10 protein-coding genes and 1 pseudogene are annotated in these 22,439 nt (G+C 67.1%); 6 read left to right on the top strand and 5 right to left on the bottom strand.

All coding sequences use genetic code 11. From position 1 onward, the window contains the following. The first annotated feature begins 26 nt into the window (after window positions 1-26). From ABNQ39_RS35835 to ABNQ39_RS35825, 3 genes are read left to right on the top strand one after another with little or no spacing between them, the layout of a single operon-like run. Window positions 27-803, top strand: a complete 777-nt coding sequence (locus ABNQ39_RS35835; RefSeq protein WP_376967571.1) for a nucleotidyltransferase family protein — start codon at window positions 27-29, stop codon at window positions 801-803. Further along, window positions 803-2,053 (top strand): methyltransferase domain-containing protein, encoded by a 1,251-nt coding sequence (locus ABNQ39_RS35830; RefSeq protein WP_376967299.1) that lies wholly within the window; start codon window positions 803-805, stop codon window positions 2,051-2,053. The genes ABNQ39_RS35835 and ABNQ39_RS35830 overlap by 1 nt, the downstream gene beginning before the upstream one ends. Before the next feature lie 58 nt (window positions 2,054-2,111). After that, window positions 2,112-3,311 (top strand): hypothetical protein, encoded by a 1,200-nt coding sequence (locus ABNQ39_RS35825; RefSeq protein ID WP_376967297.1) that lies wholly within the window; start codon window positions 2,112-2,114, stop codon window positions 3,309-3,311. A 226-nt stretch (window positions 3,312-3,537) separates the two neighbouring features. Here the strand turns inward: ABNQ39_RS35825 and ABNQ39_RS35820 are convergent, their stop codons facing one another. Continuing rightward, the gene (locus tag ABNQ39_RS35820; protein WP_376967295.1) at window positions 3,538-4,029 is read right to left on the bottom strand and encodes an RT0821/Lpp0805 family surface protein; all 492 of its coding nucleotides are present in this window, start codon (window positions 4,027-4,029) and stop codon (window positions 3,538-3,540) included. Between the two features lie 187 nt (window positions 4,030-4,216). Here ABNQ39_RS35820 and ABNQ39_RS35815 point away from each other — a divergent pair, with 187 nt between their 5' ends. Further along, window positions 4,217-4,801, top strand: coding sequence for a GNAT family N-acetyltransferase (locus tag ABNQ39_RS35815; RefSeq protein ID WP_376967293.1), 585 nt, complete (start codon window positions 4,217-4,219; stop codon window positions 4,799-4,801). Window positions 4,802-4,850: 49 nt separating this feature from the next. Here ABNQ39_RS35815 and ABNQ39_RS35810 read toward each other — a convergent pair whose 3' ends face one another. Together ABNQ39_RS35810 and ABNQ39_RS35805 are read right to left on the bottom strand one after the other, a co-directional pair. Then, complete coding sequence (locus ABNQ39_RS35810; protein WP_376967291.1) at window positions 4,851-5,171, bottom strand: DUF6916 family protein; 321 nt, start codon at window positions 5,169-5,171, stop codon at window positions 4,851-4,853. An 88-nt stretch (window positions 5,172-5,259) separates the two neighbouring features. Beyond that, window positions 5,260-5,928 (bottom strand): phage tail protein, encoded by a 669-nt coding sequence (locus tag ABNQ39_RS35805; protein ID WP_376967289.1) that lies wholly within the window; start codon window positions 5,926-5,928, stop codon window positions 5,260-5,262. A 311-nt stretch (window positions 5,929-6,239) separates the two neighbouring features. Here ABNQ39_RS35805 and ABNQ39_RS35800 point away from each other — a divergent pair. After that, window positions 6,240-7,136 (top strand): annotated as a pseudogene (locus ABNQ39_RS35800) (DUF4347 domain-containing protein); the annotation flags it as partial. Window positions 7,137-7,603: 467 nt separating this feature from the next. On the opposite strand, the gene ABNQ39_RS35795 reads toward ABNQ39_RS35800, so the two are convergent. Next, entirely contained in the window at window positions 7,604-7,903 is a 300-nt protein-coding gene (locus ABNQ39_RS35795) for a hypothetical protein (RefSeq protein WP_376967577.1), read from the bottom strand. 378 nt (window positions 7,904-8,281) lie between these two features. Further along, entirely contained in the window at window positions 8,282-8,572 is a 291-nt protein-coding gene (locus ABNQ39_RS35790; RefSeq protein ID WP_376967575.1) for a hypothetical protein, read from the bottom strand. Between ABNQ39_RS35790 and ABNQ39_RS35785 the strand changes: the two genes are divergently transcribed. Further along, window positions 8,544-22,385, top strand: coding sequence for an autotransporter-associated beta strand repeat-containing protein (locus tag ABNQ39_RS35785; RefSeq protein ID WP_376967569.1), 13,842 nt, complete (start codon window positions 8,544-8,546; stop codon window positions 22,383-22,385). The two genes, ABNQ39_RS35790 and ABNQ39_RS35785, sit on opposite strands and share 29 nt — an antisense overlap. Window positions 22,386-22,439: the final 54 nt, after the last annotated feature.

The following is a 22,439-nucleotide window of genomic DNA, read 5'->3' as shown; positions in this document are numbered from 1 at the left end:
AGCCTGACGGAGGCACAGCCATGGATATGCGCGCACTCCTGCTGGCAGCCGGATTCGGGACCCGTCTCAGGCCGCTGACCGACACGGTGCCGAAGTGCCTTGTTCCAATCGGAGACCGGTCGTTGCTCGATCTCTGGCTCGATCTGCTGTTTACCTCCGGCATCGAGCGGGTTCTGGTCAACACGCATCACCATGCGGAGACGGTTTGCCGGCATCTCGCTGCGTCGTGCTGGTCGAACCGTATCGACTGGGTCCATGAGCCGGCGCTGCTCGGCACCGGCGGCACCGTGCTGGCCAACCGGAACTTTTTCAGCGACCGTCCCTTCCTGGTCGCCCACGCCGACAACCTGACGGATTTCGACGTGGCGAACCTGATTGCTCGCCATGCCGCGCGCCCATCCGGCGTCGAGATCACGATGTTGGCTTTCCATACCGACAGGCCCCAGCATTCCGGCATCCTGGAACTTGCGCCCGATGACCGGGTGATTGGCTTTCATGAAAAGGTGGCCGACCCGCCAGGCACTCTCGCCAACGGTGCTGTCTATGTTTTCGAACCTGCGGTGGTCGACGCCATTGCGGCGATGGGAAAACCGACTGTCGATCTCTCCACGGAGATCATACCGTCCTTTCTCGGTCGCATTCTGGCCGTCCGGCACCATGGATACCATCGTGACATCGGAACTCCCGAAAGCCTGCAGCGGGCGAGGGACGATGTCGCGGCGGGTGCGGTCATTCCATCCACGAACGTCACGGCTGACCGGCGGCGTTCTTCCTCCCTGCTTGCGACGGACGCCTTGCCTTGATGACACATCGCTCGCTGACCAAGACCCGGGAGACTTGCCGTCTGTGCGGTTCCGGCAGGCTCGATCTGGCCATTCCCCTGAAGCCGCTTCCCATCGTTTCGCCCAACGTCGGCGACGCCGGCGGGGTCGATCTGACCGCTCCGGCCGATGTGTACCGGTGTGCCGATTGCAGCTTCCTGCAGCTCAACACCATGGTCGATCCGGAATTCCAGTATCGCAATTTCCGATACGTCACCGGGATTTCGGTCGGGCTACGTGAGCACTTCGCGGCGTTGCTGGACCAACTGGCGGATGCCGGTGAATTGGCGCCGCATCATCTGGTGTTCGACATCGGCAGCAATGACGGCACCGTCCTGGCATTGGCAAGGGCCCATGGGGCACGCATTCTCGGCATCGATCCAGCCGAGCAGACCGCCCGTGCCGCCAGTGCCGCCGGTATTCCGACCGTTGCCGATTTCTTCACCGCCTCGGTTGCCGACCGGTTGTCGGCAGAACACGGGCGGGCCCACCTGATCATCTGCAACAACACGCTCGCGAACATCGACGGCCTGGACGACGTCTTTGCCGGGATCGGGGCGATGCTCGATCCTGGCGGCTTGGTCGTGATCGAGACGCAGTACGCGGCGGATATGATCGCGAAGACGCTGCTCGATGTGATCTATCACGAGCACATCTCCTATTTTGCCGTGGTGCCGATGTTGAATTTCGTCGCACGGCACGGATTGGAGGTTTTCGATGCGGAAAGGATCGCGCCGAAGGGCGGCTCGATCCGGTTCCTGCTCCAGGTCCGGGGCGGTCCGCGGCCGATATCGCCACGGGTTGCCGAACTGCTCGCTGAAGAGAATGCTGCCGGCGGCATCGGCGATCCCGCCGTCCTGACGGCGTTCAACGCACGTATTGCGCAGCTCGGGCATACGGTGCGGGAGCGGCTGGCCCAATCCCGTGCCAAGACTGGTCGTGGTCTGGTCTACGGCAGCTCCGTCGGCTGTGCCGCCCTGATCCACTACTTCGAACTCGCGCCGCTGATCGATGCAGTGTTCGACGATACGCCGCTGCAGGACACCATGCGCTCTCCCGTCGGTCCTCTGCCGGTGCTCCCAGGCTCCCGTCTCCTTGATGAGGCGGCGACGGACATCGCGGTTCTGGCTTGGCGCTACGCCGACCTGATCGCTGCAGGTCAAGCCGCCTATCGCGCCAAGGGGGGCAGGTTCTACCGGGTCCTTCCCGATCCGACCTTTGTCGTGCCCTGACCGGCATGGACCGGAATCTGACCAATCGGGTCCATCCCAGTCGTAAGGAAATGGCGAAATGCAGCAGTTGACCCCGGAGCAGATCGAAGCATGGCGTTCCGCCATCCGGCAGGAGACTTTCGCCAATTACCATTACGAGATGGGGGTTGCTCTCGAACGAAACGGCTATTCGACAGAGGCCGCAGCCAGTTACCGGCGGGCGATCGAATGCATGCCTCGCAATGCCCTGGCCCATGCCCGGCTGATCGAGGTTTTGGAACAGGCTGGCTTGGCACAGCAGGCGGCTGCCGTCCGGGATGAGGCTGCGCGTCGCTGCCCCGATTATGCTGAACGCTGGATGGAGGAGCAGGCCGTCACCCGGGCCCAGCAGGCTCTCAGGGCTGAAGACCTGGACGAAGCTGCGATGATCATGCGCGGCTTGTCGGATCTGTCGGCTCGTGGTGCCCTGTTCCTTGCGGAGCTTTCGAGGGCTTTTCGTCATAAGGGACGGTCTGAAGAGGCGGCATTTTGCGTTGATGCCGCACTGAATGCGGCCCCTGCCCTGCTGGAAGCTCAACGGGAACAAGCCTTTCTGGCTTGGCCCAAGCAGCAGATAGAGCTTGTCGAAAAGCTTTTGCAGCCGGTTCTGGCAGCCATGCCCAACGATCAGGAGGTGGCGACGCATTTGGCGTTCTGCCATCTGGTCCGCCTCGACTTTGAAGCCGCCCTTGCTCTAACCACACCGTTTTGCAGGAATCAGACGTCCGACATCTTCCTTGCGATAGCACATGGCAGCGCATTGCAGATCACAGGACGGTATGAGGAGGCCCTTTCCTTCTTTTTCTCCATTCCTCAAGTACAGGATGTCGGGCACGGAGATCGCTGGGGTGTTTTGTGCCGGATCGGATTGGTGCTGCAGGCTTCCGGACGGGATCAGGAGGCTGTTGCCTGCTACGAGGAAGCTTTGGCAACCGCCGGAACGCCAGCGGCAACTTGTGTCGCGCGCAACCATTTAGGACTGGGATTGCTGGGGGTCGGGAATTTGAGCGAGGCGCTGCAGCAGCATGAGGCTGTGGTGGCGGCAGGTGTGGAGCAGAATGCCTGGATGCTCAGTAACCACGCCTTGTCCCTGCTGGCTGTGGGGCGTGAGGAAGAGGCCGATGGGCTTTTGCTGCGGTCACTGTCTTGTCCGGATGCGCCGCAAATCCCATTCCGGAACCATTTGAGACCCCGGTTCCACGATTTACTCGAACAACGCTATGCGCGTCTGAAACGATGACGTGGTGCCTTCATGATGCCGGGTTCCTGGGAACCCGGTCATTGATGGCGGTGTCCAAGAGACATGTTGCGAAATACCCGCTCGGAAAAGCGGGCTGCAATATGAAGAAACCAGGGTGATTTGATGAGGGGACGGATGCCGAGTTCGCTGCGGCGATCTTCGGCATCCCCCTGCAGAATTGTTCATCCATTTCTGGTCATGACTGCCCGGAAGCCGGGAACAGCGATCACCCCACGATCTTCCACGACCCGTCGGGCTGGCGGCAGGCGGTGCCGAAGGCCTGTTCGGTGCGGCCGCCGACGACGATGGTCTGCTGGAACTCGCGGCAGTAGGAGCCGGAGCCGTCATAGCCGTCGCGGACCGGCACGACGGTGCCCTGGTTGCCGGACTGCGGGTTGTTCCAGCTGATCCGCTGGCCGATGGGCGCGCTGTAGGCCTGATAGGCGGCGCGGTCGGCATATTGCTGGTCGGCGCGGTCGAGCGAGGCGCCGATCTCGCGGCCGGCGAAGGCGCCCAGCAGCGTGCCGATGCCGACCGCCACCAGCTTGCCCGAACCGCCGCCGAACCGCGAACCGATCAGGCCGCCGGCGACGGCGCCGCCGACGGTGCCGACCCCCTCCTTGCTGCCCATCGAGCCGGTCTGGCAGCCGGCCAGCGTGGTGGACAGCGCAAGCACGGCGACGGCAGCGATACGGGTGGGGCGGATGTGGGCACGCATCGGAGTGGGCTTTCTTTTTTCCAAAGGGCGCTGTCTCCGTTTATAGCGCAAGCGCTGCCGTTTGTGCAGCCGGTCCATCCCGTTTTTCCCGTCACATTTCCGTGCGGACCGCTCCTGCCGGACCATCAACGGGTGTCTTGCCATCCACCCGCTCCTGCGGCTATCTAGACGGAATGTTTTCACCACCATGAAGAGTGATCGTATGGCGGCCTATCAGGGAAGCCTGCCATTGATGGGCGGCCTGTCGATGCGTCATCCCCGGCCGTCGGACGATGATTTCCTGCTGGGGCTGTTCATGAATGCCCGCCCCTGGCTGGCCCAGGCCCACCAGGACCGCGACTTCATCCGCACGCTCTACGAACAGCAGTACAGCGCCAGGCGGACCGGCCAGGAAACACGCTACCCGCAGCATCTGGATTTCGTCGTGGAGAAGGCCGGACAGCCGGTCGGCCGGATCGTCATGGATCTGGGGCGCTGGGACTGGCGCGTGGCGGAGGTCGAGATCCACAAGCTGGCCCGCGGCAAGGGCATCGGCACCAACCTGCTGCGCAGCCTGCAAGGCTCGGCTATGCAGGTTCGCCTGCCCATGACCCTGTCGGTGAACGAGACGGAAACGCGGGTCCATTGGTTCTATCACCGGCTGGGCTTCGACCTGCTGGTGCATTCCCCGCCAATCATCGAGCTGATCTGGCTGCCGCCGGGCCATCCGGGCATCCAGCATCTGCCGCCGCAGATCCTTCCGCTCGCCTTGCAAGGGGGTGGGGTGGCCTGACGGGTTCCCCTGCCCCGTCCCCGGCCCGGCAGAACCGGCGGTGTCCCCGTCAGTTCAGGACGATTTCGAAACAGGGCCGCTCCGGATTGAGCGGGATCGTCCGGACGATGAAGAAGGGGCCGGACGTGCCGTCGGTCGGATGATCGAGCAGGAAATTGCCGTTCCACAGGTCGCTCTGCCCGAACGCTTCGAAGGTCAGCGAGAAGGACGTGCGCTTCGCCCAGCGGGGCGTGAAATCCGGCCGTTCCTTGACCAGGGTGAGTTCGACCTCGGCGAGCGTGGAGCGGTCCTCCGCTGACAGGAAGCGGAATGTCTGGCCGACATGCGGGGTGAACTGCGAAGCGGTCAGCGTGCTGAAATCGACGGTCATGACAGGGGTTCCGGTAACGGGGCGGTGGTTCGGGGGCCGGGAGACGGCCCGGCCCCGCTGCAAGCGGGACCGGGCCGTCCAGCTTGCGTCAATCGCGGGTCGGGTAAATGCCGAAGGTGAAGATGAACATGGTCACCGCCAGGTAGGGCTGCAGATTGTTGATCGCCACCGGGCTCGCTTGGCCGCCGCCCGGCGAGACAGACACGATGCCGCCGCCGCCCGCAACCGAGACGGTGCCGGTGGCCGAACCCTGCAGATAGCTGCCGGTGCCGGGAGCGGTGGTGCTGTAGGGGCCGGCAAGCGAGGCGCCGGAGCTCGCATCGTCGAACGCAAGGCCATTCAGATAGTTCGGGCCGCTCACCGGGGCGGTGGCGCTGCCGTTGCCGGTGCCGACCGGGATCTGCACGCTGGCGTTGATGGTGGATGCGCCGCCGCTGCTGCCGCTCGGCGTGAAGCTTGCGGCGTGGGTGTGCAACGGCAGGTTGACCAAGCCGAGCGTGGTGGCCGCGGCGCCGCCGGAGCTGGCCGGGTTCAGCGTCTGGTTCAGATAGGGGCTGGCGCCCGAACCGACCATGACGCGGCCACGAAGGTCGGGCAGCTTGAAGTTCGGATTGCCGGTTCCGCCATAGAGGGTGCTGATGAGCGAAAACAACGCCTGATTCTGCTGCACGGGCATTTCCTGCCCCCAGCATTGGGCGGTGCCCTGAGGAGCGAAGACGCCGGCAAACGGGAAGATCAGGGCGACATAGGCATCCATGACGGAACCTCCGGATTCGTTGAAATCGATTGTGACGGACGGCAGCGCCATCGCCGCTGGGGCGAGACACCATACGCGGTGGTAGTAATGTCAGAATATTCCCGCAAATCGCCATCTAAGTCCCAAACATACTATTATAATATGTTTTTTTCCCGATCTGACGAAGCGCTGATGGCTGAGTCGAAGCCCAGACATACTGGAGTATGGGATTTCCAGAGACGATCTGTCTGATTGTGAGGTGTCATATGACGAAAATGAAACATTAAAGAGGAAATTCATCGAAAAAACAAAAATCAAAGCGGGATTTTACAATGCACACCCCCGAATCGGCTCGAAAAAGAGGCGGATCCCGCATCTCTCGGTTACCCGAATGTTTCACTCCATCGCAACCAAGTGGTACCTTCCTTAAAGCTCCACACTTCTTGGTAACCACTTTTGGCCTAGGATCGGGGCGCTATGGCGATCGTCGGCGGAGAGGAAACATGACGCGGTCTCGGGATGCGAAGGGCTTCGGCGGAAACCAACTGCCCGGCAAGACGCGCAAACCATCCTCCTTCGCCATGGCCCTGGAGCCGCGCTTCATGTTCGACGCGGCCGGCGCCGCGACGGCCGCGGAAACCAACCAGCACAGCGAGGCCGCACCGATACCGGACACTTCGGCGGATCACGCGGCCGCCGCGGCATCGGCATCGGCGGATGCCGTTCCTCAAGCCGTCTTCGCGCAACCGGACGGCGGCCGTGCCGCCGCGCAAGCCGCCGCGGCCGTGCCGGCCGTCCACTCCGTCGTGTTCGTAGATACCGCCGTTGCCGACTATGCGACATTGATCAAAGACATCGCGCCCGATGCCAAGGTCATCCTGCTCGATCCCAACCGGGAAGCATTCCAGCAAATGGCGGAAGCCGTGGCAGGAATGTCCGATCTGGATTCGATCCAGATCGTCAGCCATGGCGGCGAAGGCCATCTTTACATGGCAGGCCGCGCTTATTGGACCGAAGGCCTGGAGAGTCGTGCGACCGAATTGCATGCGATCGGAAGCGCCCTGAAGTCCGGTGGCGACATCCTGTTTTACGCCTGCGATGTCGGCGCCGGCGAGCGCGGCCAGTCCTTCATAAACACGATTCACACGCTGACCGGAGCGGATGTCGCGGCATCGACCGACGACACCGGCCAGCGGGAGGGAGAAAACTGGGTTCTTGAGGCTCAGGTTGGAAATATTGAAGCGTCATTGCCGTTTTCTTCGGAATCCCTGCATGAGTTTTCCGGGCGGCTTGCCACCCAGGTGGTGAAAAGCGCAACCGACAGCACGACAGACTCTCTGCGCAATGTCCTCAGCGCGGCCACGGCCGGAGATATCGTTTTGTTTGACCCGACCCTGAAGGGTCAAACACTTCTAATGAATAGCGCAACGGCTCTTTCAGTCACCAAGTCGATCACCATCAACGGCGATATCAACGGCGATGGGATTTACGACATAACCTTGAGCGGTGACAAGGATGCCTCCGGCGCGAACACTCTTGCCAGCACGTCGGATTCATTAGGATTTACCTTCAACGCGGCATCTTCCACTTTTGTCATCAAGAATCTTCGCTTCGACAGCTTCTATACAAGCGCTCCACAATTCGGGACTGTCGCGGTTTCGGCCGGCAGCCTGGAGATCGACCAATGTGTTTTCACCTATAATCGTGGAACGGTGATTGGCCAAGCCAGCTCTTCCGGCAACTCCCTGACCGTTCGAGACACCATCTTAACCAACAATGGCGGATCGAGCACCGTAGACAAACAAGTTCTCTCTCCGATCCGTATCGTCCAAGCCGCGTCTTCTTCAACGCTCGTTGAAAATGTTGTCATAGCGAATAATTCATATTCCTTGAATTTTGCGACCGGCGGAGTTTTTGGCGGAATTACAGTAAACAACAATGCGGTTGCCTTCAGTCTTACCGTCAGAAACACAACAATCGCCAATAATACATTCATAAATACGGCTTCCGGCTATACTGCTGGCGGCGGTGGTATTGGAATTGCTACCGCTGGAACGGGAAGCACCCTGAATGTCTACAACACCATCATTGCCGATAACACGATCACCAACAACTCCGTCTCCAGCAGCTCCCCGAACAGCATTATAGATGCATCGGGCAACAGCGTTACGATAACGGAGAAAAGCAATTACAAAGGAACCACCAATGGGACGACCGTTGCGTTCGTGAATGCGGCGACCAACGACTTCAGGCCGAAGGAGAATGCGACATCGCTCATAAATGCGGGCGACAGTTCCAGCGCCAGCTATTATTCCGCGTCCGGTGACCTCCGCGGCCTGGAGCGCATCCGTGGCGGAGCTCTGGATATCGGAGCTTATGAGGTCCAGTGGGGAACCGGCAACGAGGCCGTGCTGGATCTCGACAGCAACAGTGCGGGCAACAACGCGACGACAAGCACCACGTCGCCCAGCGGCGGGGTTCTGGTCATCCCCTCGCTTGCGATCACCGAACCGGGCGACAGCGACAACCGCCTGCTTTCCGCATCCGTGATACTTTCCAGCGCGCTTGACGGAAGCAGCGAAAGCATTTCCTTGACGGCTGCCGAAATCAGCGCAGCGGCCAGTCTTGGAATTGCGGTGACATACACAAACAGCAACCAGACCATTCTTCTGACCGGCGCGTCCAGCGTGGCGAATTACACGACCGTACTCGGGCAGATCAAATACTACAACTCCGCGGGATCCTATACGGTGGGAACCCGGACCGTTACGGTCGTTGCAAACGACGGTGAACTGAACAGCACCGGGCGGACCAGCAGCATCACGCTCAATGCCTACGTCCCCGTACCGTCCATCACCTCGGCCACCTACAACGCCAGCACCAACCAGCTGGTGGTGACGGGCAGCAACATCACCAACGGCGACAGCATCGACGTCACCAAGCTCACCCTGACCGGCGAAGGCAGCAACAGCTACACGCTGACCGGCAATTCCACCGTCACCTCCGCCCCGGCCTCCAACGTCTTCACCATCACGCTGGGAGCGACCGACCAGGCATTCGTCGAAGGGCTGCTGAACAAGGATGGGACCAGCTCCCAGGGGGCGACCACCTACAATCTGGAGGCGGCGGCCAACTGGGACAGCACGCAATCGGCGCCGGCCGACACGACGGGCAACGGCGTCACCGTCTCCAGCAGCCAGAAGCCAACCATCACGGCGGTCACCTACGATCAGACCAGCGGCGTGCTGACCGTGACCGGCACCAACCTGGTGCATCAGTCGGGGTCGGTGAACGACATCGACCTGACGAAGCTGACCATCACCGGCCAGGGCAGCGGCACCGCCTCGCTGACCGGGGCGGTGGAGATCACCAGCGCCACCAGCTTCACCGTGACGCTGAGCGGATCGACCAAGACCAGTGTGGATGCCCTGCTGAACAAGAGCGGCACCAGCTCGACCGGCGGCACCACCTACAAGTTCACCGCGGCCGACGACTGGAACGGCCCGATCTTCGGCGACATCTCGGATTCGACCGGCACCGGCATCACCGTCACCGCCAACAGCAACCCGGTGATCGGCAACCTGAACGGCGACAGCGTCCTCTGGGCCGGCGAAGGCCAGACGGTGCTGCTGGATGCCGGCACCGCCGTCACCGCATCCGACACGGAGAACGGTGCAAGCAGCTGGACCGGCAGCGTCCTGACGATCCACCGCTCGGTCTCGGGCACGGCGACGCCGCTGACGTCGGATCTGTTCTCGTTCAACAGCAACGCCGCCTTCTCGGAAAGCGGCGGCACGCTGCTGGACACGGCGAACGCCAACGCCGCCTTCGCCACCGTCACCAACACGAACGGCACGCTGACCGTCACCTTCAACGGCAACGCCACCGCGACGCTGATCCAGACGGTGATGCACAACATCCTGTACCGGAACGACACGCCGACCGGCGACACCGTGATCCGCTACAGCCTGACCGACGGCAACGGCGGCAGCACCACCGCCGACGTGACGGTGGCCAGCGACACCATCTATGTCACCAACACTGCCGATACCGGGAGCATCGATGTCTCGGACGGCGTCAGCCTGCGCGAGGCGGTGGCGATTGCCCTGGCCGACACCACCGGAACCCAGACCATCAAATTCGCCGGCGGGCTGGCCAACGGCACCGTCACGCTGGGCTCGGACCTGGCGGTGACGGAGAACCTGACCTTCGACGCCGACGCCGCCAGCGGCCTGACCATCGCCGGCAGCACCATCACCGTGTCGACCGGAACGGTGCTGACCCTCAGCAACGGCAGCAGCGACACGCTGACCGTCACCAGCAAGATTTCCGGCAGCGGCGCGGTGACCAAGAGCGGCGCCGGCACGGCGACGCTGAGCGGCGGCAACGACTACAGCGGCGCCACCACCGTCGGCGCCGGCACCCTGACGGTCAATGACGGCATCGGCGACAGCAGCGCGGTGACGGTGGCGAGCGGCGCCACGCTGAACCTGTCCGGCAGCGAGACCATCGGGTCGCTGACCGGCAGCGGCGCCGTCACGCTGGGCGGCAACACGCTGACCACCGGCGGCGACAACAGCAGCACCAGCTTCGACGGCATCGTCAGCGGCACCGGCGGCCTGTCCAAGGCCGGCAGCGGCACCCTGACCCTGACCGGGGCCAACAGCTACACCGGCACCACCACCGTCGGCGCCGGCACGCTGGAGCTGAACAGCAGCGCCGGCACCGCGCTCGCCGACGGCAGCGCCGTGACGGTGGCGAGCGGCGCCACGCTGAAGCTGTCGGCGGCGACCGAGACCATCGGCACGCTGACCGGGGTCAGCGGCGCCACGCTGGCGCTGGGCGGCAATGCCCTGACGGTCAAGCAGTCGGCCAACGGGACCTTCAGCGGCGCCATCACCGGCACCTCGTCGGGCAGCCTGATTCTGAACGCCGATGCCGACAGCAGGAGCCTGACGCTGGACGGCACCGCCAACAGCACCGGCTTCGCCGGCGGCATCACCGTCACCAGGGGCTGGCTGGTCGCGACCTCCGACAGCAATCTCGGCGCCGGCACCCTGACGCTGAACGGCGGCACCCTGCGGCTGAGCGGCGCCGTCGGCACCATCGACAACGCCATCGCCATCGGCAGCAGCGGCGGCAGCATCAACGTCGCGCCCAGCGGCAGCGTCACCCTGTCCGGCGCCATCGGCGGATCGGGCACCCTGACCAAGACCGCCTCCGGCAATCTGACCCTGTCCGGCAACAACAGCAGCTTCAGCGGCGCCTTCGCCATCAATTCCGGCACGGTCACCGTCAGCAACGCCAACGCGCTGGGCAGCACCGCCGGCGGCACCACGGTGGCGGACGGCGCAGCACTCTCCCTGTCGGGCGGCATAACCATCGCCGAGAACCTGACCCTGTCGGGCAGCGGCGTGTCGTCGGGCGGCGCGCTGGTCAGCGCCAGCGGCACCAACACCGTCAGCGGCACCGTCACGCTGAACGCCGACACCACCGTCACCACCACCAGCGACCTCACCCTGTCTGGCGTGATCGACGGCAGCAACGCCCTGACCAAGGCGGGTACCGGCACGCTGACCCTGTCGGGCGACAACACCTACACCGGCGCCACCACCGTGTCGGCCGGCACGCTGGTCGCCGGGCACAACAACGCGCTCGGCACCAGCGCCGGCGGCACCAGCGTCTCCAGCGGCGCCACCCTGGCCGTCGCCGGCGGCATCACGCTGGCGGAGAACCTCACCGTCTCCGGCACCGGCGTGTCGTCGGGCGGCGCCCTGCAGGTCACCAGCGGCAGCGCCACGGTCAACGGCACCGTCGCCATGGGCGCCAACACCACCATCGGCGTGTCGGGTACCGGCCTGACCCTGTCGGGCGTGGTCAGCGGCACCGGCTTCAACCTGACCAAGACCGGCGGTGGAATGTTGACCCTGTCGGGCGACAATACCTATACGGGCGCCACCACCGTCAGCGCCGGCGTCCTGTACATCACCCACGCCAACGCGTTGGGCACCGCCGCCGCCGGCACCACCGTCGCCAGCGGCGCCACCCTGCGCATCGACAACGGTCTGACCATCGCCGAAAACCTGACGATCAGCGGCATCGGCGTGTCGTCCGGGATCGGTGCGGTAAAGGTCGACGGCGGAACGGCCACCATCACCGGCACCGTCACCCTGGGGGCGGACGCCAGCATCGGCTCCTACAACAGCGGCGATACGCTGACAATCAGCGGCACGGTGTCCGGCGCCTACAACCTGACCAAGGTCGGCGCCGGCACGGTGGTGCTGAGCGGAACCAACGGCTACACCGGCACCACCACCGTCAGCAACGGCACCCTGTCGATCGCAGGGGCCGGCAACATCAGCAGCGCCGGCATCACGCTGGACGGCGGCACGCTGGCCACCACCGGCAGCGCCGTCACGCTGGCCAACGCCATTGCTCTGGGCAGCGGCCACGGCACTGTCAGCGTCGGCACCGGCAACGCGCTCACCTTGTCGGGCGTCATCAGCGGAGCCAACAACCTGACCAAGGTCGGCGCCGGCACGCTGACCCTGTCCGGCACCGGCACCTACACCGGCACCACCACGGTCGGCGCCGGCACGCTGGTCGTCACCGGCACCCTGAACGGCGCTTCTGCCGGCGCGGTCACAGTGGGCAATGGCGGCACATTGGCAGGCACGGGCACCGTCAATGGCAGCCTGACCGTGCAGTCGGGGGGCACGCTGTCGCCGGGCATCGCCGGCACCAACAACGGCGTCGGCACCCTGACTGTCAACGGCGGCCTGACCATCCAGTCCGGCGGTACCCTGGCGGTCGATCTGGCCAGCACCAGCAGCTACGATCAGGTGAACGTCACCGGGGCGGTGAACGTCGGCAGCGCCACCCTGACCGCTGGCGGCAGCTACACGCCGGTGAAGACGGTCAGCGGCGACAGCTTCGTCATCATCTCCAACGACGGCAGCGACGCCGTCACCGGCAGCTTCAACGGGCTGTCGTCGGGGGCGTCGATCACGCTGAACAGCGGGACGATCACGATCAGCTATGCCGCCGGCAGCAACAGCAACGACGTCGTGCTGACCGGGCCGTCCGACCAGGTGCCGGTGCTGGGCGGCACCTTCACCACCGCCGGCACGGTCGACGACAACGCCACCACCACGCCCTTCGCCAGCGTGACGGTGACGGATGCCGACGACAGCACCGGCACCTTCACCGTCACCATCACCTACACCGCGGCCAACGGCACGCTGTCGAGCGCCGGCGGCGGGCTGACCGGCACGGCCGGCAACTACACCCTGACCGCCACCACGCCGGGCGGGCTGCAGACCCTGCTGCAGGCGCTGGTCTTCACCCCCACCAACAACCAAGTGGTGCCCGGCAGCACGGTGCAGACCACCTTCAGCCTGACCGCCAGCGACGGCATCGGCAGCAGCAGCGCCAACACCAGCACGGTGGTCACCGCCAGTTCGATCAACGACGCGCCGGGCAATCTCGCCCTGTCGAACAGCTCGATCAGCATCTTCGAGGGCACCAACGGCGTGGTCGGCACCCTGTCGGCCACCGATGCCGACACCGGCCAGACCCTCACCTACACGCTGGTCAGCGGCAGCGGCGACACCAACAACGCGCTGTTCAACATCTCCGGCACCTCGCTGCGGGCGAACGACGCCGCCACCCTGACCGGCGGGCAGAGCTATTCGATCCGCGTCCAGGTCAGCGACGGCACCGCCACCTACGAGAAGACCTTCAGCATCGGCGTGACCAACGACCTCGTGGTCGACGTCACCGCCGTCGACGGCAGCGCGCCGGCCGGCACCTATGCGGCCGACAAGGCCGACGGCGGCGGCCTGGATTTGCGGGAAGCGATCGCGCTTGCCAACAACATTTCGGGCAACGTCACCATCCGCTTCGCCAGCACGCTGAGCGGCACCATCACGCTGCCCAGTACGCTGGTGGTGCGCAGCGGCGTGACGCTGGCGATGGACAGCGACACCGACAGCCGGTCGATCACCATCACCGGCAACGGCTTCACGCTGGGCAGCAGCTTCGACGTCAGCGTCGGCGAAGGCGACACGCTGACGATCAACTCGACCCTGGCCGACAACGGCACCGACACCGCGGCCCTGACCAAGAGCGGCACCGGCACGCTGGCCCTGGGCGGCACCAACAACACCGCCAGCAGCAACACCGGCATCAACACCATCACCGTCAGCGCCGGCACCCTGTCGGTGGCGGGCGACGCCAACCTGGGCACCGATGCGGTGACGATGGCCGGCGGCACTCTGGCCGTCACCGGCGCCACCACCATCGACAACGCCATCGCCCTGTCGTCCGACAGCAGCATCACCAACGCCAACGCCGTTACCCTGTCCGGCGCCATCACCGGGACCGGTGGCCTGACCAAGCTCGACAGCGGCAAGCTGACCTTGAGCAATGCCGGCAACAGCTGGTCCGGCGGCATCACGCTGCGCGGCGAGGTGGAGCTGGGCGCCACCGGCACCATCGGCAGCGGCACCATCACGCTGAACGGCGGCACGCTGACCACCACGGCGTCCAGCCAGACGCTGACCAACGCCATCGCCATCGGCAGCAACGACGGCACGGTGAAGACCGCCAACGCCCTGACCCTGTCCGGCATCGTCAGCGGCAGCGGCGCCCTGACCAAGACCGGCACCGGCACGGTGACCCTGTCGGGGAGCAACACCTACACCGGCGCCACCACCGTTAGCGCCGGCACCCTGAGGGCGTCGGGCGGCAGCGCCATCGGCGACAGCAACGCCGTCACAGTGTCCAGCGGCGCCACCCTGTCGCTCGGCGCTGCCGAGACTATCGGCTCGCTGGCAGGATCTGGCAATGTGACGCTGGGGGTCTATACACTCACCACCGGCGGCGCCAACAGCAGCACGACCTTCTCCGGCGTGCTGTCCGGCACCGGCGGCCTGACCAAGACCGGCAGCGGCACGCTGACCCTGTCGGGCGCCAACAGCTACACCGGTTCGACCACCGTTTCCGCCGGCACGCTGGCGGCGAGCGGCAGCGGCACCGTCGGCAACGACAGCGCGGTGACGGTGGCCTCCGGCGCGACCCTGAGTTCGGCGGTGGCCAGCCTGTCGCTGGGGTCGCTGGCGGGTGACGGCAGCGTCTTGATCGGCGCCAACACGCTGGAGGCCGGCAGCAACAACGCCAGCACCAGCTTCTCCGGCACCCTCAGCGGTTCCGGCGACTTCTACAAGCGGGGCACCGGCACCCTTACCCTGTCGGGCACCAACAGCAGCAGCCTCACCGGCACCATGACGGTGCGGGACGGCGGCACGCTGAGCGTGGCCGGCGACGCCAACCTGGGTGCCGGCACGGTGACGCTGAACGGCGGCACGCTGACGGTGACCGGGGCGGGCACCATCGACAACGCCTTCGACACCGGGGTCAACGGCGCCACCATCGACACCGCCGTCGCCGTGACGCTGTCGGGCGCCATCGGTGGCAGCGACGGCCTGACCAAGACCGGCAGCGGCACCCTGACCCTGTCGGGCACCAACACCTACACCGGGCAGACCACGGTTTCCGCCGGCACGATCAGCATCGCCGCCGACGGCAATCTGGGAACCGGCGCGGTCAACCTGGCGGCCGGAAGCAAGCTGCAGGTCACGGGCGCGACCACCATCGACAACGCGGTCGCCCTGACCGGCGACGCCACGGTCCAGACCGACGCGGCCGTCACGATCAGCGGCAACGTCACCGGCAACACCCGCACGCTGACCAAGTCGGGCAGCGGCACGCTGACGCTGTCCGGGACCAACAACACCTCCGGCTCCGGGGTCAGCGGGATCACGGTGACCGCGGGAACCCTGGCGGTGGGGGCGTCCGCCAGCCTGGGCCAGACGACGCTGACGCTGGACGGCGGCACGCTGGCCTCGACGGCGGTCCTCAGCAGCGGAATCGCCGTCGCGCTCGGCGGCGGCGGCGGCACCGTCGACGTCTCGGCCGGTTCGGTCACGCTGAGCGGCACCGTCTCCGGCAGCGGCGGGCTGAGCATCGCCAGCACCAACGCCGGCAATGTCCTGGGGCTTTCGGGGACCAACACCTACACGGGCGGCACGACGCTGGGCAGCGGCATCCTGCAGTTCGGCAGCGACACCGCGGTGGGAACCGGGACGCTGACGATCAACGGCGGCAAGGTGCGCGGGTCGGGGTCCACCGCGCGGACGCTCGCCAACAACCTCGTGCTGGGCGGCACGATGACGATGTCCGGTTCGGCGGCGCTGACCTTCACCGGCACCGTGGATCTGGGCGGCACGACCCGGACGGTCAACAACACCATCACCGAGGCCCTGACCTTGGACGGCGCGGTGTCGAACGGCTCGCTGACGGTGGCGAGCACCAGCACCGGCGCGCTGGTGCTGGGCGGGACCAACAGCATGACCGGCATCACGGTGTCGTCCGGCACGCTGTCGGTCGCCAACGCCGCCAGCCTGGGATCCGGCACGACGACCCTGTCGGGCGGCACCCTGTCGATCACCGGCGCCACCACCATCACCAACGCCATCGCGGTGTCGTCGGGGTCGACGATCAGCAACTCGGCCGCCGCGACGCTGTCGGGCGTGCTGTCGGGGTCGGGGGCGCTGACCAAGTCGGGCAGCGGCACCCTGACCCTGTCCGGGACCAACACCCACACGGGCGCCGTCACGGTGTCGGCGGGCACGCTGGCGGCGACGGGCGGCAGCGCCATCGGCGACAGCAGCGCCGTCACAGTGTCCAGCGGCGCCACCCTGTCGCTCGGCGCTGCCGAGACTATCGGCTCGCTGGCAGGATCTGGCAATGTGACGCTGGGGGTCTATACACTCACCACCGGCGGCGCCAGCAGCAACACGACTTTCTCCGGCGTGCTGTCCGGCACCGGTGGCCTGACCAAGACCGGCAGCGGCACGCTGACCCTGTCGGGCACGAACACCTACAGCGGTGCCACCACCCTGTCGGCCGGCGGTCTGACGGTGTCGGGCGGTTCGGCGATCGGCGACACCAGCGCGGTGTCCGTCGCCGCCGGCACCACCCTGACCCTGTCGAGCGACGAGACCATCGGCTCGCTGAGCGGAGCCGGCACGGTGGCGATCGGCGCCAACACCCTGACCACCGGGGTGAACAACAGCTCGACCACCTTCTCCGGCACCCTGACCGGCAGCGGCGCCTTCAGTCTCGACGGTAGCGGCACGATGACGCTGTCGGGCTCCAACAGCGGCGGCTTCAGCGGAGAGATGAGGGTGCGCGGCGGCGGCACGCTGAGCGTGGCCGGCGACGCCAACCTGGGTGCCGGCACGGTGACGCTGAACGGCGGCACGCTGACGGTGACCGGGGCGGGCACCATCGACAACGTCTTCGACACCGGGGTCAACGGCGCCACCATCGACACCGCCGTCGCCGTGACGCTGTCGGGCGCCATCGGCGGCAGCGACGACCTGACCAAGACGGGCAGCGGCACGCTGACCCTGTCGGGCACCAGCACCTACACCGGGCAGACCACCGTGTCGGTGGGCACCCTGCTGGTGACCGGGGCGCTCGGCGGCACCAGCGCCGTCTCGGTGGCGTCGGGGGCGACGCTGGGAGGCACCGGCTCGATCTTCGCCGCCAGCTCGTCCAACACGCTGACGGTCGCGTCCGGCGCCACCCTGGCGCCCGGCATCGCCGGGACCAACAACGGCATCGGCAGCCTGACCGTCAACGGCAACCTGTCGCTGAGCGGCACCCTGGCGGTCGAGATCGCCGGCACCACCGCCGGCACCGACTACGACCAGGTGATCGTCAGCGGCGGCGTCACGCTGTCCAGCGGCTCCAGCGCCGTCACTGTCGTCCGGGTCAACGGTTTCTCCGCCGTCAACGCCGCCACCTACAAGGTGATCGACCAGACCGGCGTCGGGGCGGTGTCCAGCACCCTGTCGGGGTTGGCGCAGGGCGCCACGCTGAACAGCAACAACGACCTCTACACGGTCGATTACGCTGGCGGCACCGGCAACGACCTCGTCCTGACCTCGCTGGTCAACCCGACCGTCTCGTCGGTCAGCGCCAGCACCGCCGACGGCAGCTACAAGGCCGGAGACACCATCACGATCACCGTCACCTTCAACCGGGCGGTGACGGTGACCGGCACGCCGACGCTGGCGCTGGGCAACAACAGCCGGATCGCGACCTACGCCGGCGGGTCGGGCACCACCACGCTGAGCTTCACCTACACCGTGCAGGCCGGCGATACCTCCGCCGACCTCGACTACGCCTCCACCACGGCACTGGCGCTGAGCGGCGGCACCATCATCGACAGCTCCACCAGCCTCGCCGCGATCCTGACGCTGGCGACGCCGGGGGCGGCCAACTCGCTGGGGGCCAACAAGGCAATCGTCATCGACACCACGGCGCCCGGCGCGCCGAGCGCGGCCGACATGACCGCCGGTACCGACACCGGCACCTCCAACACCGACGACATCACCGGCAACGCCACCCCGACCTTCACCGGCACGGCGGAGCCGAACAGCACGGTCCGGCTGTACGACACCGACGGCACCACGCTGATCGGCACCGGCACGGCGGACGGCAGCGGCAACTGGTCGATCACGGTCTCCACCCTGACATCGGGCAGCCACACCATCACCGCCAAGGCGACCGACGCCGCCGGCAACACCTCGACCGCCTCGACCGGCCTGCCGATCGTCATCGACACCACGGCGCCGGTCGCGCCGGGGACGCCGGTCCTGGCGACGGCCAGCGACACCGGCACGTCGAGCAGCGACGGCATCACCCGGACCGCCACCCCGACCGTCACCGGCACGGCGGAGGCGGGATCCACGGTGACGCTGTACGACACCGACGGCACCACCGTGCTGGGCACGACGACCGCCGACGGCTCGGGCAACTGGACCATCACCAGCTCCACCCTGGCGGCGGGCACGCACAGCCTCAGCGTCAAGGCGACCGACACCGCCGGCAACACCTCCCCCGCTTCGTCGGGCCTGTCGGTGACGGTCGACACCACGGCACCGACGGTGTCGTCGGTGACCGCCTCGACCGCCAACGGCACCTACAAGGCCGGCGACACCGTGTCGATCCAGGTCGTCTTCTCCGAAGCGGTGACGGTGACCGGCACGCCGACCCTGGCGCTGAGCACCGGCCGGACCGCGACCTACGCCAGCGGGTCGGGCGGCACGACGCTGACCTTCACCTACGTCGTGCAGGCCGGCGATACCGCGTCGGACCTCGACTACGCCTCCACCGCTGCGCTGTCGGGCACCATCGCCGACATCGCCGGCAACAGCGCGACGCTGACCCTGCCGGCGACCGGCAGCGGGTCGTCGCTGGCCGGGACCAGGGACATCGCCATCGACACCACGGCCCCGACGGTCACCGCGGTCTCGGCGGTGAACGGCACCTACCGGGCCGGCGAGACCATCGACGTCACCGTCACCTTCTCCGAAGCGGTCGCCGTCACCGGCACGCCCAGCGTCGGCATCACGCTGGACGACGGCACGGTGGTGCAGGCGACCTACCTGTCGGGCTCGGGCGGCACGGCGCTGACCTTCCGCTACACCGTCGGCAGCAATCTGGTCGATGCCGACGGCATCGGCATCGGCGGCTCGATCAGCGGCGGCGGCATCGCCGATCTGGTCGGCAACAGCGCCATCCGCACGCTGAGCGGCATCGCCAGCATGGCGGGCGTGCGCATCGACAGCCTCCCGCCCAGCGTCACCAACGTCACCTCCAGCACCGGCAACGGCACCTACACCACCGGCCAGACCATCTCGATCCAGGTGAGCTTCAGCGAGGCGGTGGCGGTCAACGGCACGCCGACCCTGGCGCTGAACACCGGCCGCACCGCCACCTACAGCAGCGGGGCCGGAACCAGCACGCTGACCTTCACCTACACGGTGCAGGCCGGCGACACCGCCGCCGACCTGGACGCCATCGGCACCTCGGCCCTGGCGGGATCGATCACCGACATCGCCGGCAACGCCGGCAACCTGACCCTGACGATGCCGGGCGACGTGCGGTCGCTGGGGCTGAACAAGGACATCGCCATCGACACCACACCGCCGGCGATCCGCAGCATCGTCGTGCCCGCCGACGGCATGTACGGCGTCGGCAAGACGCTGAGCTTCTACATCCAGGCCAGCGAGGTGGTGATCGTCAACGGCACCCCGACGATCACGCTGGACATCGGCGGCCAGACCCGCCAGGCGGTCTACACCCCCGCGGGCAGCAGCGGGACGGTCCTGCGCTTCGACTATGTGGTGCAGGCGGGCGACAGCGACGGCGACGGCATCGCCGTCACCGGGTTGAACCTCAACGGCGGCGGCATCGCCGACAAGGCCGGGCTCCCGCTGCCCACGGTGCTGACCGGCCTGCCGGGCCTGCAGAACGTCCTGGTCGACACCGTGGCGCCGGACACCCCCCCGGCCCCGGTGCTGGCGGCCGGGCAGGACACCGGCACCTCCGCCACCGACGGGGTGACCAACCTCAACCGCCCGACCCTGGGCGGCACGGCGGAAGCCGGCTCCACCGTCACCGTCCTGGTCGACGGCGTGGCGGTTGGCACCACCATCGCCGGCTCCGACGGCAGCTGGAGCTTCACGCCGACCACCCCGCTGGCCGACGGCACCCATGCCGTCACCAGCCGGGCGACCGACCGCGCCGGCAACAGCAGCGGCACCTCTGCGGCGCTGGCGCTGACCATCGACAGCACGGCGCCGGTGCTGTCGACCCCGGCGATCTCCGGTGTCGACAATTCGGCCAACGTCATCGCCACCGGCCGTCCGACCCTGACCGGCAGCGCCGATCCGAACAGCACGGTCACGGTCATCGTCGACGGCATCGCCGTCGGCACGGCCACGACTGGCAGCGACGGCCGCTGGAGCTTCGCCGTCACCACCCCGCTGGCCGACGGCAGCCACAGCGTGGTCACCACCGCCACCGACCGGGCCGGCAACATCGGCCGCTCGGGCACGCTGAGCCTGACGGTCGACACCCAGGCCCCGACGGTGTCCGGCGGCTCTGCCCCGACGCTGACCGCCGGCGGCACGGCGACGCTGGGATCCGCGGTGTCGCTGTCGGACGCCAGCTCACTGAACCGGGTGACGGTCACCCTGACCGATGCCCGCAGCGGCGACGAGCTGGTGATCGGCGCCCTGCCGGCCGGCATCACCGCGACCCGCGACGGCGCCGGCATCGTGCTGACCGGCGTGGCGTCGGCCGCCGACTATCAGGCGGCGGTGCGGGCGATCGGGCTGCGGTCGAGCGCCAGCGACCCGAGCTTCGCCGGCACGGCGACCAGCCGGTCGATCAGCATCCAGGCCCGCGACCTCGTCGGCAACAGCTCCACCGCAACCACGGTGACGGTTGCGGTGGCCCGCGTCACGACAACGACGACCACCACCACGACCACGACAGCCACCGTCAACACGACCAACAGCCCGGCGATCACCACGCCGGTCACCGGCAGCGGCAACGGTCCGTCACAGTCCGGCGGCTCGGCGCTCGGTTCCTCGTCGAACGGCCCGACCTCCAACAGCTCGTCCTCGGGCAGTGTGTTGGGCGGCAATGTGCTGGGCGGCGGATCGGGTCCGAGCCTGCCGGGCGGCGGCAGCGGCAGCAGCGCCGGCATGCCCGGCAGTTCGTCCAGCACGGATGCCGGACGGTCGGTGACACTGGGCAGTGTCGGCGGCAGCTCGGCCAGCACGGATGCCGGTCGCTCGGTGACGCTGGGCAGCGTCGGCGGCAGCTCGGCCAGCACCGATGCCGGCCGCTCGGTGACGCTCACCAGCATCGGCGGCAGTTCCTCCGGTTCCAGCAGCGGACTGGGGGGAAGCAGCCTCGGTGGCGGTTTGGGCGGCGGGCTGGGCGGTGCCCTCGGCGGCGGTCTTGGTGGCGGTCTGGGCAGCGGCAGCCTGGGCGGCACGGGCCTCGGCGGCAGCGTCGGCACGCCTGGAGGGACCGGCACGGCTACCGGAAGCAACACGGGAACTGCCACCGGCACCAACGGCCAGGGCACGCCCGGCCAGACCGGCACCCAGGGCACCGGCCAGAACAACGGTCAGGGCCAGCTTCAGGGCCAAGGTCAGGGCCAGGACCGGGGCACCGGGCAGGGCCGCGGCCCGACGGCCGGACAGCCGGGGAACCAGGGTCAGGGTCAGGGCCGAGCCCAACAGGGTCAGCAAGGCCAGAATCAGCAAGGTCAGGGTCAGCAAAGCCAGGGCCAGGGCCAGGGACAAGGCCAGGGCGAGCAGCAGGGCCAGCCGCAGAACCAGGGCGCTCCCCAGGATGGCGGCGGCACCCCGGCGGACGGCAGCGGCCGGCCAGCCGAGCGCGGAGCGGACACCCGCGCCGAGATCATGCCGGCCTCCCCCGGTTTCGCCCGCCAGGTCGCCCATGCCCATGGCGGTCCGGCCGGCGCCGCCGACCTGCTGGCCGCGCTTGCCAGCCACGTCCTGCCCGACAGCTGGGCCGCCTGACGGCGGCCCGGCTCATCGCCCTCATTCAAGGTTCCACCCGTCCTCCGTCTCCTT

Source organism: Azospirillum sp. A26, assembly GCF_042604635.1.
Classification (GTDB): domain Bacteria; phylum Pseudomonadota; class Alphaproteobacteria; order Azospirillales; family Azospirillaceae; genus Azospirillum; species Azospirillum palustre.
This window is presented reverse-complemented; position numbering and strand designations above follow the sequence as displayed.

What these genes read in the sequence shown, in the direction of transcription:
- ABNQ39_RS35835 (WP_376967571.1), top strand. Translation starts at nt 27, where the DNA reads ATGCGCGCACTCCTGCTGGCAGCCGGATTCGGGACCCGTCTCAGGCCG.
- ABNQ39_RS35830 (WP_376967299.1), top strand. Translation starts at nt 803, where the DNA reads ATGACACATCGCTCGCTGACCAAGACCCGGGAGACTTGCCGTCTGTGC.
- ABNQ39_RS35825 (WP_376967297.1), top strand. Translation starts at nt 2,112, where the DNA reads ATGCAGCAGTTGACCCCGGAGCAGATCGAAGCATGGCGTTCCGCCATC.
- ABNQ39_RS35820 (WP_376967295.1), bottom strand. Translation starts at nt 4,029, where the DNA reads ATGCGTGCCCACATCCGCCCCACCCGTATCGCTGCCGTCGCCGTGCTT.
- ABNQ39_RS35815 (WP_376967293.1), top strand. Translation starts at nt 4,217, where the DNA reads ATGAAGAGTGATCGTATGGCGGCCTATCAGGGAAGCCTGCCATTGATG.
- ABNQ39_RS35810 (WP_376967291.1), bottom strand. Translation starts at nt 5,171, where the DNA reads ATGACCGTCGATTTCAGCACGCTGACCGCTTCGCAGTTCACCCCGCAT.
- ABNQ39_RS35805 (WP_376967289.1), bottom strand. Translation starts at nt 5,928, where the DNA reads ATGGATGCCTATGTCGCCCTGATCTTCCCGTTTGCCGGCGTCTTCGCT.
- ABNQ39_RS35795 (WP_376967577.1), bottom strand. Translation starts at nt 7,903, where the DNA reads ATGAATGTATTATTGGCGATTGTTGTGTTTCTGACGGTAAGACTGAAG.
- ABNQ39_RS35790 (WP_376967575.1), bottom strand. Translation starts at nt 8,572, where the DNA reads ATGGTCTGGTTGCTGTTTGTGTATGTCACCGCAATTCCAAGACTGGCC.